Here is a 15,726-nt window from a genome sequence, read left to right on the forward strand (position 1 = left end):
TCAAATCACTCCGGATTTTAAAGGGACAAAGAAAACGCGATCAAGACGAGACTCCCGCCACTGGCTGGCGGATATGCGCTCGATGAGCGTCAGCACCTGGGCCTGAGCACTTTGCGAGCCGACCGGCGCGACGAGCCTACCGCCGACCGCCAGTTGCTCGAGCAGGGCCTGCGGCACATCGAGCCCCGCGGCCGCGATCACGATCGCATCGAACGGCGCGGCGGCGGACAAACCCACGCGCCCGTCGCCATAGTGCAGGCGAATGTTCGGCACCCGCAGCGGCCGCAGGTTGAGCTTCGCACGCTCGTAAAGCGGCTTGATTCGTTCGATCGAATAGACGTCTTTGGCGACACGGCTCAATACCGCCGCCTGATAACCGCAACCCGTTCCGATTTCGAGCACACGATCGAGCGCGCGGCCGGCGCAAGCCAGCTCCAGCATGCGCGCCACGACGGACGGCTTCGAAATCGTCTGGTGATGGCCGATCGGCAGCGCCGCATCCTCGTACGCCTGCACCGCGAGCCCCGGGTCGACGAACATATGGCGCGGAACGGCCGCCAATGCGTCGAGCACCCGAGCGTCGGCAATACCGTTTGCTCTGAGCCGTTCGACCATGCGTTCGCGCACCCGTTCCGACGTCAGCGCGAACGAACTCGCGAGCGGCACGTTGGGTGCGCCGATTTTGTCGGCGGCGTACGACGCCTGCGTGTCAGGCCGGCGCGCTGCATTCTCGCGCGGCGCAAGCGGCTCGCGTGGGCGCGTGCGCTCGCGGGTATCCGCCGCCGCACGCGGCTTGCGCTCGAGATCGGCAAGCCCGAGCGGAAAACGCTTGGCCCGTTCGCTCGTCATGAATCGCGACGCGCGGCACGCGCCCATTCGCGCGTGGCCGCCATCATTTGGGTATGAGTCAAATCGAGCTGGAGCGGCGTGATCGACACCCGGCCGTTCGCGAGCGCATGGAAATCGGTACCCTCGCTCGCGTCGAGCGCGGCACCCGACGGTCCGATCCAGTAAATGGGCTCTCCCCGCGGATCGGTTTGCCGAATGACGGGCTGCGATGGGTGACGCTTGCCGAGCCGCGTGACCTCCCATTCGCCGAGCGCCTCGTACGGCGCATTCGGAATGTTGACGTTCAGCAGCGGATGGGTCGGCAACGGGTGCGCCAGAAAGTGACGGACGATGTCGGCCGCGACGCGCGCCGCATCTTCCAGATGGGCCCAGTCTTTCTCGACAAGCGAGAACGCAATCGCCGGCACGCCGAACATCACCCCTTCCGTCGCGGCCGCGACCGTGCCCGAGTACAGGGTGTCCTCGCCCACATTTTGGCCATTGTTGATGCCCGAGACGACGAGATCGGGCTTGTCGTCGAGCATCCCCGTCAAGGCAATGTGCACCGAGTCGGTGGGCGTACCGTTCACGTAGTAGAACCCGTTGGCCGATCGCCAGACCGATAGCGGACGCGATAGCGTCAGCGAATTGGATGCGCCGCTGCAATTTTGCTCCGGCGCCATCACCGTCACCTCGCCAAGCGGCTTGAGAGCGTGATAGAGCGCCGCAAGACCGGGCGCGAGATAACCGTCGTCGTTGCTCAGTAGGATTCGCATCCGCCGATTGTAACCGAGGAGCGCTGGCGTCTGAATGCCCAAGCGAGCCTATCGACATCGAAACGTTCTTCCGAAAAAAGGCACGGTCGTTCGACTTGATCTACACTGCATCGGCGCCCCGGCAGCGCGCGCGAAACCAACCGTTGGAGTCGTCATTTCGCACCGCGTTGAGAGGCCCCGTCCATTCGCTCGAGGAAATGCCCATGCGCGCCATCCGATGCCATCAGTACGGACCACCCGACACGCTCGTCGTCGATACGTTGCCCGATTTGCAGCCGGGCCCCGGCGAGGTCGTCATCGACGTTAAAGCAGCGAGCGTCAATTTCCCGGACGTGCTCGTCATCGAGAACAAGTATCAATTCAAACCGCCGCTGCCGTTCACGCCGGGCTCGGAGGTCGCGGGCATCGTGCGCGCGGTGGGCGACGGCGTGTCGAACGTGCGCATCGGGATGCCCGTGGCCGCCTTTACGCGCGTGGGCGGATTCGCCGAGCAAGCGCTCGCGTCCGCCGAGGCGTGCGTGCCGCTACCCGAGCCTGCGGACTTTGCCGCGGCGGCCGCGTTCACGCTCGCCTACGGAACCTCGCACCATGCCGTGGTGGACCGCGGCGCGCTACGCGCCGGCGAAACCATGCTCGTGCTCGGCGCCGCCGGCGGCGTCGGGCTCGCCGCGGTGGAAATCGGGAAAGCGCTCGGCGCGCGCGTGATCGCGGCCGCCTCCAGCGACGAAAAGCTCGCCGTCGCGCGCGAGCACGGCGCCGATGCCACGATTCGCTACGACACCGAGAATCTTCGCGAACGAATCGCCGCGCTGACGGACGGCCGCGGACCCGATGTCATCTACGATCCGGTCGGCGGCTCGTTCGCCGAGCCGGCGTTTCGGAGCATCGCCTGGCGCGGCCGGTATCTCGTCGTGGGCTTCGCCGGCGGCGAGATACCGAAGCTGCCGTTGAATCTGCCCTTGTTGAAGGGGGCGAGCATCGTCGGCGTGTTTTGGGGAGAATTCGCGGCGCGCGAACCGGCGCGCAATGCGCAGGCTTTCGAGACGCTATTGCGCTGGCTGCGCGAGGGAAAGCTGCGCCCACACGTGAGCGCACGCTATGCGCTGGAAGATACGCCGCGCGCATTGGCGGACATGGCGCAGCGGCGCGTGACAGGCAAGATCGTCATCACGCCCTGAACCGTTGCGCTCAGACTATCGGCCGCTCGGCATACGCCGACGCGGCATTCGCCCCTCGAAGCGCCGATTTCGGCGCTAGACGATCTTGCGTGCGCGCAGGTCGGCGATCGCGGCGGCATCGTAGCCGAGGGCAGCCAGCACCTCATCCGTATGCTCGCCGAGTGACGGTCCGAGCCAGCGAGTGCCGCCCGGCGTATCCGAAAACTTCGGCGTTACGTTCGGCAATGCGATATCGAGCCCATCTTGCCACTTGAAATGCTCGATCATCTTGCGCGCCGCGAACTGCGGATCGGTGAACATATCGGCGGCACTATAGATGCGGCCGACCGGCACGTCGGCCGCGTTCAAGACATCGAGCGCTTCGTCGATCGTACGTCCGGCCAGCCACGCGGAGATCGCATCGTCGATCTCACGCGTACGGGGCACGCGGCCGTCGTTGTGCGCGAGCGCCGGATCGTTCGCGAGATCGGCGCGTTCGATCGCCACCATCAACCGTTTGAAGATTGGGTCGCTGTTGCCGCCGATGACGATGCTGCCGTCTTTGCACGCGTAAGTGTTCGACGGGACGATGCCCGGCAGCGACGCGCCCGTGCGCTCGCGCACCGCGCCGTAGACGCCGTATTCGGGCACGATGCTTTCCATCATGTTGAAGACGGCCTCGTAAAGCGCGACGTCGACGATCTGCCCTTTCCCGCCGTTCGCCTGCCGATGATGAAGCGCCATGAGCGCGCCGATCACCGCGTGCAGCGCGGCGATGGAATCGCCGATCGAGATACCGATACGCGGCGGCGGCAGATCGGGATAACCGGTGATGTGGCGCAGGCCTCCCATCGCCTCCGCAATGGAGCCGAACCCGGGCCGATCGCGATACGGCCCGGTCTGACCGTAACCCGATAGACGAACCATGACGAGGCCGGGATTCTCGGCACTCAGTACGTCGTAGCCGAGGCCGAGTTTTTCGAGCAGGCCCGGTCGAAAGTTTTCGACGACGATATCGGCTTCGCGCGCGAGTTGCGTCAAGATCCGCTTGCCCTCCGGCGCCTTCAAGTTCAGCGTCACGGACTTCTTGTTGCGCGCCTGAACCGCCCACCAGAGCGAGGTACCGCCGGACTCCGGGTAAAGCATGCGCCATTTGCGCAGCGGATCGCCGCCGCTCGGATCTTCGATCTTGATGACGTCCGCGCCGAACTCCCCCATCAGCCGCGAGGCGAATGGGCCCGCAATCAGCGTACCGAGTTCGAGCACCTTGACGCCCGCAAGCGGGCCGGCCGATGGGCTCATCTGTATCGTCTCCTCCAAGAGCGTGGGCGCGCCCACGTCCGATTTATAGCGAGCGCCGATCGAGCATCGCCCGCGCGATCGTGCCGGCGTCGACGTATTCGAGCTCGCCGCCCACGGGAACGCCGCGCGCAAGCCGCGTCACGGACAACTCGCGCGCTTTCAGCGTCTGCGCCAGGTAGTGGGCCGTCGCCTCGCCTTCGTTCGTAAAGTTCGTCGCGAGCACCACTTCCTTGACCACGCCGTCCGAGGCGCGTTTGACGAGCCGCTCGAAGTGAATTTCCTTCGGGCCGATACCGTCGAGCGGACTCAAGCGCCCCATGAGGACGAAGTACAGCCCGCGGTAGGTCATCGTTTGCTCGAGCATGATCTGATCCGCCGGCGTCTCGACGACGCACAGCAACGTGGGATCGCGCGACTCGTCGCTACAGACGTCGCATACGCGTGCTTCGGTGAACGTGTTGCACTTTTCGCAATGACGCAGATGCTCGGTCGCGAAAAGCAGCGAACGGCCTAGGCGCTCGGCGCCTTCCCGATCGTGCTGCATCAAGTGGTAGGCCATACGCTGCGCGGATTTCGGTCCGACGCCCGGCAGCGTGCGCAGCGCTTCGACGAGCGCGACGAGTGCGGAAGGCTGTTTCATGTCTCGGTGAGCTTCGCCAAGCGGATCGCGAGCGCCTCCTTAAAACGGCAGCTTGAATCCGGGCGGCAGCGGCAGACCGGACGTCATGCCGCTCATCTTCTCTTGCGCCGTCGCCTCGGCCTTGCGCACCGCGTCGTTGAACGCGGCGGCCACGAGGTCTTCGAGCATGTCCTTGTCGTCGGCGAGCAGGCTCGGATCGATCGAGACGCGGCGCACGTCGTTCTTGCAAGTCATCGTCACCTTCACGAGCCCGGCACCCGACTGGCCTTCGACCTCGATCAGCGCAAGCTGCTCTTGCATCTTCTTCATGTTTTCCTGCATTTGCTGGGCTTGCTTCATGAGCCCGGCGAGTTGGCCTTTCATCATGGATGTGCTCCTTGGATCGTGTGGACGTTGCATGCGGTGCTCGCATCAAGGCGGCGCCGCGAATGGATGATGGAAAAAAGCGATTCTGCTCGTTGCGCTACGCAGCTGCATTCGCCGCTTAGCGTGCTCCCGCTCCCGCTTCGGAATCGGGCGTCACCGGCTTGACCGAGCCCGGCACGATACTCGCACCGAATTCGCGAATCAACGACTGAACGAAAGGATCGGAACCGATCGCGCGCTCGGCCTCGCGCTGGCGCTCCGCGCGTGCGGCCGCGTCCAATACCGCCGCCGTGCGGCGCGCCGGACCGACCACGACGCGGACATCGACGGCCGTGCCGAGCTTTTCCGCCAACGCGGCTTTGAGCTTGGCCACCTGGGCGGCGTCAGCGTATTGCGGAACCGGGACGCTCAGCGACAGCGTTTGGCCCTCCAATTCGGTCAACTCGCTGTTGAACGCGAGCTGATGGGCGACCCCCGTCAGCCCGAGGCTACCCGCTAGCGCCGGCCAATCGCCCGAGAACCCGACGGCGTCGAGCGCAATAGACGGCGGCAGCTTGCTGAGGTCGACGGCGGGCGTCGTGGGTACGGCCGGCGAATCGAAGCGCGCGTCGAGCCGCACGTCGTCCGGTCCGGCGCCGAAGACGGGGATAAACCCATCGTCGGGCGGCCCGGCGAAGTAGTCGTCCTCCGAGGACGGCGGCGGATAGTCGTCGAGCGGCGGCATATCGTCCCACGGGGCCGGGGCCGCGCTGCGCTCGGGAGCGGCCGATCGCTCGGGCCGAGGCGACATGGCCTCCGGGGCGCGCGGACGCGGCGTCGGGACGACGACCGGCGTACGAGGCGCCGCGGGTTTGACGGGAGCAGCCACCGCGGGCTTGGCCGCCGGCCGATTGCGATCCGTCGATACGCGCAAGCCCGCATTGCGCAAGACGTCCAAAGCGGCGCTCGCGCCACCCGTACGCGAGCGCGATTCGCCCTGCGACTCGGCGAAAGGATCGCCGGCATCGGCTCGCGGCACGCTCGGCGCCGCCTCGGGCGCAGCGGGCGTCGCGCGAGCCGTCGCGGGCTGCGTCTGCGAATTCGGGGGCGCCGTCGGGGCTAACTCGGGCGACGCGTCGATCTCGGCTTGCAACGCGCGCGTGTCGCCGGCGTCGGCTGTGACCGCCGCCGCTTCGTTCGTACTTGCCGGATCGGGCATCGACGCAACGGCGGCCGTGGACGCACCGTCATCGCGTTCGACCGCGGCGACGGGCGCAGCGCCCTCTCCCGCATCGGTTGAACCGGCTCGGCTCGGCGCCTCGGGCGACGAGGCCGCCGATTGCGGCGCAGGCGCGCGCACCGGCGTCTCGCCCGCAACCGGCTGCGGCGCCGCCGCGTTTTGAGCCGCGCCGCGATTTGCTTGAGCGACAACGGCCGCACCGCGCGCTCCCGCCGGGCCCGCTGACGCACCCGGCCCACCGGGGCGTTTCGGTGCCGGCCCGGCCGGCCCCGACCCGGGCGGCAACGCCGGCTCGAACGCGAGCATGCGCAGCAACGTCATCGTGAAGCCCGCGTACTCGTCCGGGGCAAGACCGAGTTCGGCGCGCCCGAGCGTGGCGATCTGATAGAACAACTGAACTTGCTCGGGCGTGAGCGCGTCGGCGAATCGGCGCAAGTCGTTTGCCTCGGGCCATTCGTCGAGCACGGACGCAGGCGCGAACTGCGCCCAGGCCACGCGATGCAACAGACTCGCCAAATCCTGCAACGCCGTGGAGAACGACAGGCTGCGCGAAGCCATTTCGTCGGCGATCGACAGCACGAGCGGACCGTCGGAGGCGGCGATCGCATCGAGCAAACGAATCAGATAACTCTGATCGAGTGCGCCGAGCATGCCGCGCACGGCTTCCTCGGTCACCTGATTGGCCGAGTACGCGATCGCTTGATCGGTCAGCGACAGCGCGTCGCGCATGCTGCCTTCCGCCGCCCGCGCAAGCAGACGCAAGGCCTGCGGCTCGAAAACGATCTGCTCGGCCTCGAGAATCTTTTCGAGATGCCCGACGATATGGCCGGCCGGCATCTGCTTCAGATTGAATTGCAGGCAGCGCGAGAGCACCGTGACGGGGATCTTTTGCGGATCGGTCGTCGCGAGGATGAACTTGATATGCGGCGGCGGCTCCTCCAGCGTCTTCAGCATCGCGTTGAAGGCGTGGTTGGTCAGCATGTGCACTTCGTCGATCATATAGACCTTGAAGCGCGCATCGACGGGCGCATAAACGGCGCGCTCGAGCAGCGCGGCCATTTCATCCACGCCGCGATTGCTTGCCGCATCCATTTCGACGTAATCGACGAAACGTCCTTCGTCGATCTCGCGGCACGCGCGGCAAACGCCGCACGGCTTCGCCGTGATGCCGGTTTCGCAATTGAGCGCTTTGGCAAAGATACGAGAGAGCGTGGTCTTGCCGACGCCTCGCGTTCCGGTGAACAGATAGGCGTGGTGCAGACGCGCACCGTCGAGCGCGTGCGTGAGCGCGCGCACGACGTGTTCTTGTCCGACGAGCGAAGCGAAATCCCTCGGTCGCCACTTGCGTGCGAGAACTTGATAGGTCATCGCGAAATTGTATCAGCAACGCTGCGGCGCCAATGCGATTGCGCTGTGCGAAGCGACGCAAGAGCACGCAACGAGCGGGCCACGAATCCCAGGGTCCGAGTACGGGGCGAATGCGACGATAAGGGGAAATGCGCGGGAAATGCGATCGCGACGCCGGATACGGCAAGCGTATGCGAAACAGCGGAAGGGGAAACAGCGAGAGAGAAACGAGAGAAGAGAAAAGCGGAAGGTGACGAGCCCGACCCTCGGCACTGGTGGAAAACGGCTGTGGCTGCTTCGTTCCCGACCTGACCAGGTTGACCGCCCCTCCATGCGAGGAGGCCCGTCACGTCGCATTCTATCATCGGTTCAGGCGATTCGCGCAATTTGTTTCGCACCGCACCATCGCCGCACTTGTGCGCGGAAGGGGCGGCCCCTGCCCGGCACCACGTGCGCAAGCGCGCGTGCCGGGGCTATCGCTTCGTACGACGCATAGCAATTTGGGCTAATATGACAACTAGGCGACCCGCGATTCGATTCACGCGAGCCTCGTAGAACGGCTCGTCCTTACGCGCTTTTTATACGAAGCCGGCGCCGCGTCCGATGCCGGTATGCCCGTGCGGCCATGCGCACTCGGAACGATTTCCGGTTTTAGTGTATCGTGGCGAGCAATTTCAGACGCGGGCCTCGAACCCGAAGAGGTACTTTTACATGAGCGAACAAATCAAGCACATCAGCGACGCATCGTTCGAACAGGACGTCGTGAAATCCGACAAGCCCGTGCTTCTCGATTTCTGGGCCGAGTGGTGCGGTCCGTGCAAAATGATTGCCCCGATTCTCGACGAAGTTGCAAAGGATTACGGCGACCGTCTTCAAATCGCCAAGATCAACGTCGACGAGCACCAATCGACGCCGGCCAAGTTCGGCGTGCGCGGCATCCCCACGCTGATCCTGTTCAAGAACGGAGCCGTGGCGGCGCAGAAGGTCGGCGCATTGTCGAAGTCGCAATTGACCGCGTTTCTCGACAGCCATCTGTGATGAGCCTGCCGGGCCTGTTGCAACACGACAACAGGCCCGGTGTGCGGCATAGCGGCCGATAGAGCCGCACGTTCTCTGTGCTATGCTAGAATCATAAGACTTCAAGACGTATAAGTCTCTGAGCGGTTCCGCTCAACTCTCCTCCCACATTTCTTTTCGTCGCACCTTCCCCGGCGGGATTTCCGTATGCATTTATCCGAGCTTAAGTCTCTGCACGTGTCTCAATTGATCGAGATGGCGAACGGCCTCGAGATCGAAAGCGCGAACCGTTTGCGCAAGCAAGAGCTGATGTTCGCCATCCTGAAGAAGCGCGCCAAAACCGGCGAGACCATTTTCGGCGACGGCACGCTCGAAGTGCTGCCCGACGGCTTCGGCTTCCTGCGCTCCCCCGAGATGTCCTACCTCGCGAGCACGGACGACATCTATATCAGCCCCTCGCAAATCCGGCGTTTCAATCTGCATACGGGCGATACGATCGAAGGCGAAGTGCGCACGCCGAAGGACGGCGAACGCTACTTCGCACTAGTCAAGGTCGACAAGGTCAACGGACAGCCGCCCGAGGCCTCGAAACATAAGATCATGTTCGAGAACCTCACGCCGCTGCATCCGAACAAGCCGCTCTTGCTCGAGCGCGAGATGCGCGGCGAGGAAAACGTCACGGGCCGGATCATCGATATGATCGCCCCGATCGGCAAAGGTCAGCGCGGCCTGCTCGTCGCTTCGCCGAAGTCCGGTAAGACGGTGATGCTTCAGCACATCGCGCACGCGATCAAGCAGAACCACCCCGATGTCGTGCTGTTCGTCCTGTTGATCGACGAACGCCCCGAGGAAGTGACCGAAATGCAGCGTTCGGTGGCAGGCGAAGTCATCGCCTCCACGTTCGACGAACCGGCAACGCGCCACGTGCAAGTGGCCGAGATGGTCATCGAAAAGGCGAAGCGCCTCGTCGAGATGAAGCAAGACGTCGTCATTCTGCTCGACTCGATCACGCGTCTCGCGCGCGCCTACAACACGGTGATTCCCGCTTCGGGCAAGGTGTTGACGGGCGGTGTCGATGCGAACGCGCTGCAACGTCCGAAGCGCTTCTTCGGCGCGGCGCGCAACATCGAAGAAGGCGGCTCGCTCACGATCATCGGCACGGCGCTCATCGAAACGGGCAGCCGCATGGACGACGTGATCTACGAAGAGTTCAAGGGCACAGGCAACATGGAAGTGCACCTTGAGCGTCGCCTCGCCGAAAAGCGCGTCTACCCGTCGATCAATTTGAACAAGTCGGGCACGCGTCGCGAAGAATTGCTCATCAAGCCTGAAATCCTCCAAAAGATTTGGGTGTTGCGCAAATTCATCCATGACATGGATGAAGTCGAAGCGATGGAGTTCTTGCTCGACAAGATCCGCCAAACGAAGAGCAATTCCGAGTTCTTCGATTTGATGCGCCGCGGCGGCTAAGGCATCGCGCCGCCTTCGTCGAACGACGAAGGCGGCAACCCTCCCTCTTCTCTCCCCCGATGCTCTCGAAGCTCACGCGCTGGTTCGATACGCGCCGCCGCGAGCGCGCGTTGCGCGAACACGCCATCGAAGATGCGCTGTGGCAGGCAACGCTACAGGGCTTGCCTTTTCTCGGCTATCTCGACGCCGGCGATCTCGTCCGATTACGCGAGATGACGAGTCTGTTCATCGCTCAAAAGCAATTTTCGACCACGCACGAGCTTGAGCTAACCGACAAGATGATGGTCGGCATCGCCGTGCAAGCCTGCCTCCCGGTGCTCAATCTCAGCCTCGATTTGTATCGCGGCTGGGTGGGCATCACCGTCTATCCGGGAGAGTTCGTCATTCGCAAGACCGTCGAGGACGAAGACGGCGTCGTGCACGAAGTGGAGCACGACGCGAGCGGCGAAGCATGGGAAGGCGGCCCGGTCATTCTCTCGTGGGAAGATGCGCAACTGACCGACGGTCAAGACGCGTATAACGTCGTCATCCACGAATTCGCGCACAAAATCGACATGCTGACGGGCGAAACGGACGGCCACCCGCCTCTATTCCGGCGTTGGCACGCCCCACTCGATGCGCAAACCTGGGCCGACGTATTCGATCATGCCTACGATCGCTTTTGCGCCTTCGTCGATAACGTCCCGCGCCGCCGCTGGGCGCGCTTCGAGCGCGAATCGCTGATCGATCCCTACGCGGCGGATCATCCCTCGGAGTTCTTCGCCGTCTGTAGCGAGGCGCTTTTCGTGCAGCCGCAGGCATTCGAGCAGCAATACCCGGAGCTCTACCGCCTTCTGGCGCGCTACTACCGTCAAGATCCCGCGCGCAAAGGCGTTCTCGTCGATACCGATACCCGCTAGCCCTAGCCGGGCCGGTGAAACCAACGCCTGATCGAGCGGCCGCGCCTCTCGCTTTTAGCGCACGAATAATTCGTCAACCGCCTGATTTTCTGGCATAATCTCCGTTTTTCGACCTTAGGCAAGTGGCTCGCGCCTTCGGCATGCCGTACGCTCGCTCCGCTGGAGCAGATTCGCGCGGCCATGCAGCGTGGGTTGGCTACCGCCAGACTAAAGGAAATATCATGAAAGAAGGCATTCACCCCAATTACCGCGAAGTCGTTTTCCACGACCTGTCGAACGGCTTCATGTTCGTGACGCGCTCGACGATTCAAACGCGCGAAACGGTCGAGCACAACGGCAAGACCTACCCGCTCGCCAAGATCGAAGTTTCGTCGGAATCGCACCCGTTCTACACGGGTCAGCAAAAGATCATGGACACGGCAGGCCGCGTCGAGAAGTTCAACAAGAAGTTCGGCGCGCGCGCAGCCGGCAAGGCAGCGAAGTAAGTCCACGCGCCAAGCAATGCGCCCGGCCCTCACGCCGGACCGAACAAAAGGGCAGCAATATGCTGCCCTTTTTTACGACATGGGCAGCCTAACGCTGCCCATTTTCGTTGGTGCGAAGGAACAGATCCGTCGCGTCGCATGGCGGGCGCGGCGGCGCGCGACTACAATGCCGGATCGCGCGCGCCCTGCCGCCCGCCCTATAAGCATGACAACCGCCGTCCGAGACCCGCAGCCTGCATGAGACCCGTCGTTCGCCTTACCGCATCCGCCACGCGCGCGCTTCCGCGCTGGCTGCTGCTTACGCTTTGCATCGTCTACGCGGCGTTCGGCCTGTTCGGCCGCGATCCTTGGAAAAACGAGGACGCGGCGGGCTTCGGCGTGATGTGGACGATGGCCGGCGGCAATGCGCACGATTGGCTGTTGCCGAATCTTGTCGGCAAGTTCATCACCGATGACGGACCGCTCGGATACTGGTTCGGCGCCATTTCGATCCGCGCGCTCGCGCCCTGGGTCGATGCCTCCAACGCGTCGCGCCTCGCTACGGGCTTGCTGTTTTGCGCGACGTGCGCGTTTGTCTGGTATGCGGCGTATCTGCTCGGCCGGCGAGCAGAAGTTCAGCCGTTCAAGTATGCGTTCGGCGGCGAACCCGAGCCGCGCGATTACGGCCGCACGTTGGCCGACGGCGCCCTCCTGATTCTCGTCGCATGCTTCGGACTCGCCGAGCGCGGACACGAGTCCACCCCGCAGCTCTCGCAATTCATGGCCGTCGCCATGCTCGTCTATGCGCTCGTGCGCGGTGCCGACAAGCCGTTGCAGGGCGCGCTATGGTGGGCGTTGGCCCTCGGGATGCTGGCGCTATCGGGCAATCCGTTACTCGTGATCGCATTGCTCCTCAGCACGCTGGCCATGATCGTGGCGGTGCGCGAGCTGCGTTCCGTTTGGCTGCTCGTCGTCGGCCTCCCGCTCGCCGTTGCGCTCTCGCTAGCGTGGCCGCTCGTCATCTTGCACGCGTACCCCGACGATGCGCGGTGGTTCGTCGAGCAATGGATCAACGGCAGCATCAACCGGTTTTCGGCTCCGCCGGGCCACGTCTGGCTCTACGCGTTCAAGAACCTGCCGTTGTTCACTTGGCCCGCATGGCCGCTGGCCCTTTGGGCCTGGGTCAGTTGGGGCGGGTTGCGCCGCAAACCGCACGTGGCGATCCCCGTGTCGGTCGCATTGCCGCTGATCGTGCTCGCGGTACTGCAAAGCCATCAAACGAATCGGCTTTATATCTTGCTGCTCCCGCCGCTGGCGACGCTGGCCGCCTTCGCGCTGCCGACGCTCAAGCGCGGCGCGATCAATGCAATCGACTGGTTTGCCGTGCTCAGTTTTTCGATTCTCGGCATCTTCGTTTGGCTCGTCTGGCTCGCGGCGCAAACCGGCTTTCCGCATCCGCTTGCGCACAATCTTGCCCGGCTCGTCCCGGGCTTCGTCCCTCAATTCAACGTGCTGTCGCTCGCCTGCGCGATCGCGGCAACGGTTTGCTGGCTCGCGCTCGTGCGCTGGCGCATCGCGCGGCACCCCAAGGTGCTCTGGCGCAGCGTCGTCCTATCCAGCGCCGGGACGACGCTCATGTGGGTACTACTGATGACGCTATGGCTGCCCATGGTGAACTACAGCCGGACCTATCGAGACGTCGCGCTGCAAATCGCCGAGCATCTCCCCGACGACTACACCTGCATCTCCCCTGTTCGGCTTGGTGATGCACAACTCGCCTCGTTCGCCTATTTCGCCGATATGCAGTTCTCGTTCAATCAGGACTGCGACGTACTGCTCCGGCAAGATACCGCCGACTTCAGCGCGCCCAGCCCGATGCTCAATTACGCTTGGAAGCTCGTGTGGGAAGGCCGGCGCGCGGCAGACCGAGACGAGCTGTTCCGCCTTTACGTGCGCGTCGATCGGCCCGCGCCCAAAGTCGAGCGGCATCGACACACTATCCGCCAACGTCGCTCCTAGCGTCTCCCATGTTTGCCGATATCCGTAAAATCGCCGCCCTCGCCTGGCCGGTCTTGATCGGCCAATTGGCCGTGATCGCCTTCGGCGTCATGGACACGGTGATGGTGGGCCGGTATTCCGCCGTCGATTTGGCGGCGCTCGGGCTCGGCTCTTCGGTCTACGTCTCGGTGTTCGTCGGCCTCACAGGCGTCGTGCTCGCCATGCAACCGATCACCGCCCAACTGTTCGGCGCGCGGCGTTACACGGAAATCGGCGAGGAAGTGCGCCAGGGGCTCTGGCTGTCGGCGGCCCTCGCCGTGCTCGGGTTTGTCGTCATGTTTTTCCCCGGGCCGTTGCTGGCCATCTCGAAAGTGCCGCCCGCGCTGCACGAGCGCACCGAAACGTATCTTCGTATCGCCGCGTTCGGATTGCCCGCGAGCCTCGTCTTCCGCGTCTATACGTCCCTTGCGAATGGAATCGGCAAGCCACGGCTCGTCATGATCCTGCAAGTCGCCGCGCTGCTGCTCAAGATTCCGCTCAACCTGTGGTTCATCTTCGGCGGTTTCGGCGTGCCGGCGCTAGGCGGTCCGGGCTGCGCGCTCGCCAGCACGGTGATCAACTACTCGTTCGCTGCCATCGGCCTGACGTTGCTCGCCAAGCTCGACATCTTCGAGCAATTCGAGATCTTCAAGCATTTCTGTTGGCCCGAGCGCAAGCGCCAGATCGCCCTGCTCAAGCTCGGCGTACCGATGGGACTCTCGTATTTGATCGAAGTCACCTCGTACACGTTCATGGCGCTGTTCATCGCGCGCTTCGGCACGACGACGCTCGCCGGTCACCAGATCACGGGCAACCTCGGCGCGGTGCTTTATATGACGCCGATGTCGATCGGTATCGCGACGTCGACGCTGGTCGCCCAAGCGCTCGGCGCGCATCGGTATGAGGAGGCTCGCACGTTGGCGCGGCACGGTATCGTCATGGCCTGCTCGATCGGGCTCGCCTACGCGATTCTCGCCTTCGTCTTCAGGCCGGCGATTTTGGCGGGCTATACGACCAACGCGGCGGTCGTCGCGGCCGCCATGCCTTTGCTGCCGATCATGCTCGTCTATCACATCTTCGACACGTTCCAGACGGTAACGGCGTTCGTGCTACGAGCCTATAAGGTCGCGGTCGTACCGACCGTCATCTATGCGTTCGCGCTGTGGGGCGTTGGGCTCGGCGGCGGCTACGCGCTGGGCTTCGACGTGAGCGGCGCTATTCCGCCCTGGCTCACGGGCGCGCGCGGCTTCTGGGCCGCGAGCGCAGCCAGCCTAGCCATGGCCGGCGCCGGTTTATTCGCCCATTTGCGCGCGATCAGCGCACGCCGGATACGCGAAGCACCGGCGGCGCCCTAACGCGGCTTAGGCGGCGGCAGCAGCCGTAGCCGCGTCGCGCGCGGCGAACACCTCGCGCGCCGCGAACAGTGCGTTCAACGCAGCGGGGAACCCTGCATACAGGGCCATCTGCATGAACACTTCGACGATCTCCTCGCGGGTGCAGCCTACGTTGAGCGCCCCTTCGATATGCACTTTCAATTGCGGTTGCGCATTGCCGAGGGCAGCGAGCGCGGCGATCGTCGCAATCTCGCGTGACTTCAGGTCGAGCCCCGGGCGGCTATAGATGTCGCCAAAGCCGAATTCGATCAAAAGCCGCCCGAAATCCGGCGCGATTTCGGCCAGCGACGCGACCACCCGCTCGCCGACTTCGCCGTCGACCTCTTTCAGCTTTTCCCATCCACGTGCGTAGCGGTCGTTGTTTGCGTTCGTGTCGATTGCCATGCTTGTTCCTTTGACGGTTGAGGGTTGGGCTTGTCATCCGTCATGTCGATCAGCATCGCATCGTAGTCGCGGATCTTCTGCTCGATCGCGGCTAGATTGGCCTGCCACTGGCGCAACTCCTCTTGCACCGCATCGCGATGCTCGAGCAGTAACGCGCGCCGCTCGTAAGCGGTCGAGGGGCCTTGGGCTCTCAGTTCCGCGATCGCCTGCATACGAGCGATCGGCATCCCCGTGGCCTTGAGCCGCATCACCAAGCGCAACCATTCGATGTCGACCGGAGAATAGAGCCGGTGCCCCGCCCCTGAGCGAGACACAGCTCGAATCAACCCCGCTTGTTCGTAGTACCGCAGCGTGTGGGTCGAAACACCTAGTGTTTCAGCCATTCGACCGATTGTGAGTGCTTCCGACATGACGACCTCAACGTTA

At 64.0% G+C, this 15,726-nt stretch carries 15 protein-coding genes and 1 other RNA gene; 7 read left to right on the plus strand and 9 right to left on the minus strand.

Features of this window, described 5'->3' with window-relative positions:
• Together AB1286_RS02280 and surE are read right to left on the minus strand one after the other, a co-directional pair.
• Positions 1-849 carry a protein-L-isoaspartate(D-aspartate) O-methyltransferase gene (locus AB1286_RS02280; protein ID WP_430361735.1) on the minus strand — a complete coding sequence of 283 codons (849 nt, stop codon included), beginning with the start codon at positions 847-849 and terminating at the stop codon, positions 1-3.
• Positions 846-1,604, minus strand: coding sequence for a 5'/3'-nucleotidase SurE (gene surE / locus AB1286_RS02285; protein WP_430361736.1), 759 nt, complete (start codon positions 1,602-1,604; stop codon positions 846-848). Before surE ends, AB1286_RS02280 begins: the two co-directional genes overlap by 4 nt.
• A gap of 203 nt (positions 1,605-1,807) precedes the next feature.
• Between surE and AB1286_RS02290 the strand changes: the two genes are divergently transcribed.
• Positions 1,808-2,782 carry an NADPH:quinone oxidoreductase family protein gene (locus AB1286_RS02290; RefSeq protein WP_430361737.1) on the plus strand — a complete coding sequence of 325 codons (975 nt, stop codon included), beginning with the start codon at positions 1,808-1,810 and terminating at the stop codon, positions 2,780-2,782.
• Positions 2,783-2,857: 75 nt separating this feature from the next.
• Here AB1286_RS02290 and AB1286_RS02295 read toward each other — a convergent pair whose 3' ends face one another.
• From AB1286_RS02295 to ffs, 5 genes are all read right to left on the minus strand, one after another.
• Positions 2,858-4,063: a CaiB/BaiF CoA transferase family protein gene (locus AB1286_RS02295; RefSeq protein WP_430361738.1), complete on the minus strand. Its 1,206-nt coding sequence runs from the start codon at positions 4,061-4,063 to the stop codon at positions 2,858-2,860.
• 43 nt (positions 4,064-4,106) lie between these two features.
• Positions 4,107-4,703: a recombination mediator RecR gene (recR, locus tag AB1286_RS02300; protein WP_430361739.1), complete on the minus strand. Its 597-nt coding sequence runs from the start codon at positions 4,701-4,703 to the stop codon at positions 4,107-4,109.
• A gap of 39 nt (positions 4,704-4,742) precedes the next feature.
• Positions 4,743-5,069, minus strand: coding sequence for a YbaB/EbfC family nucleoid-associated protein (locus AB1286_RS02305; protein WP_102646965.1), 327 nt, complete (start codon positions 5,067-5,069; stop codon positions 4,743-4,745).
• 118 nt (positions 5,070-5,187) lie between these two features.
• The gene (locus AB1286_RS02310; RefSeq protein WP_430361740.1) at positions 5,188-7,656 is read right to left on the minus strand and encodes a DNA polymerase III subunit gamma/tau; all 2,469 of its coding nucleotides are present in this window, start codon (positions 7,654-7,656) and stop codon (positions 5,188-5,190) included.
• Between the two features lie 228 nt (positions 7,657-7,884).
• Positions 7,885-7,983, minus strand: an RNA gene (gene ffs, locus AB1286_RS02315) — signal recognition particle sRNA small type.
• Positions 7,984-8,346: 363 nt separating this feature from the next.
• Between ffs and trxA the strand changes: the two genes are divergently transcribed.
• The 6 genes from trxA to AB1286_RS02345 all read left to right on the plus strand — a co-directional run bounded on the left by trxA (position 8,347) and on the right by AB1286_RS02345 (position 14,877).
• Positions 8,347-8,673: a thioredoxin TrxA gene (gene trxA, locus AB1286_RS02320; RefSeq protein ID WP_102647006.1), complete on the plus strand. Its 327-nt coding sequence runs from the start codon at positions 8,347-8,349 to the stop codon at positions 8,671-8,673.
• 186 nt (positions 8,674-8,859) lie between these two features.
• Entirely contained in the window at positions 8,860-10,122 is a 1,263-nt protein-coding gene (rho, locus tag AB1286_RS02325) for a transcription termination factor Rho (protein WP_116136381.1), read from the plus strand.
• Positions 10,123-10,181: 59 nt separating this feature from the next.
• Complete coding sequence (locus tag AB1286_RS02330; protein ID WP_430361741.1) at positions 10,182-11,021, plus strand: M90 family metallopeptidase; 840 nt, start codon at positions 10,182-10,184, stop codon at positions 11,019-11,021.
• 221 nt (positions 11,022-11,242) lie between these two features.
• Positions 11,243-11,506, plus strand: a complete 264-nt coding sequence (locus AB1286_RS02335) for a type B 50S ribosomal protein L31 (RefSeq protein ID WP_430361742.1) — start codon at positions 11,243-11,245, stop codon at positions 11,504-11,506.
• 237 nt (positions 11,507-11,743) lie between these two features.
• Positions 11,744-13,504, plus strand: a complete 1,761-nt coding sequence (locus AB1286_RS02340; RefSeq protein WP_430361743.1) for an ArnT family glycosyltransferase — start codon at positions 11,744-11,746, stop codon at positions 13,502-13,504.
• Positions 13,505-13,512: 8 nt separating this feature from the next.
• On the plus strand, positions 13,513-14,877 hold the full coding sequence (locus AB1286_RS02345; protein WP_430361744.1) for an MATE family efflux transporter: 1,365 nt from the start codon (positions 13,513-13,515) through the stop codon (positions 14,875-14,877).
• Between the two features lie 6 nt (positions 14,878-14,883).
• On the opposite strand, the gene AB1286_RS02350 is transcribed toward AB1286_RS02345, so the two are convergent.
• Together AB1286_RS02350 and AB1286_RS02355 are read right to left on the minus strand one after the other, a co-directional pair.
• Positions 14,884-15,300, minus strand: a complete 417-nt coding sequence (locus tag AB1286_RS02350; RefSeq protein WP_430361745.1) for a carboxymuconolactone decarboxylase family protein — start codon at positions 15,298-15,300, stop codon at positions 14,884-14,886.
• Positions 15,243-15,710 carry a MerR family transcriptional regulator gene (locus AB1286_RS02355; RefSeq protein WP_430361746.1) on the minus strand — a complete coding sequence of 156 codons (468 nt, stop codon included), beginning with the start codon at positions 15,708-15,710 and terminating at the stop codon, positions 15,243-15,245. Before AB1286_RS02355 ends, AB1286_RS02350 begins: the two co-directional genes overlap by 58 nt.
• Positions 15,711-15,726 lie beyond the last annotated feature (16 nt).

It is taken from the genome of Trinickia sp. NRRL B-1857 (assembly GCF_050470685.1).
Classification (GTDB): Bacteria; Pseudomonadota; Gammaproteobacteria; order Burkholderiales; family Burkholderiaceae; genus Trinickia.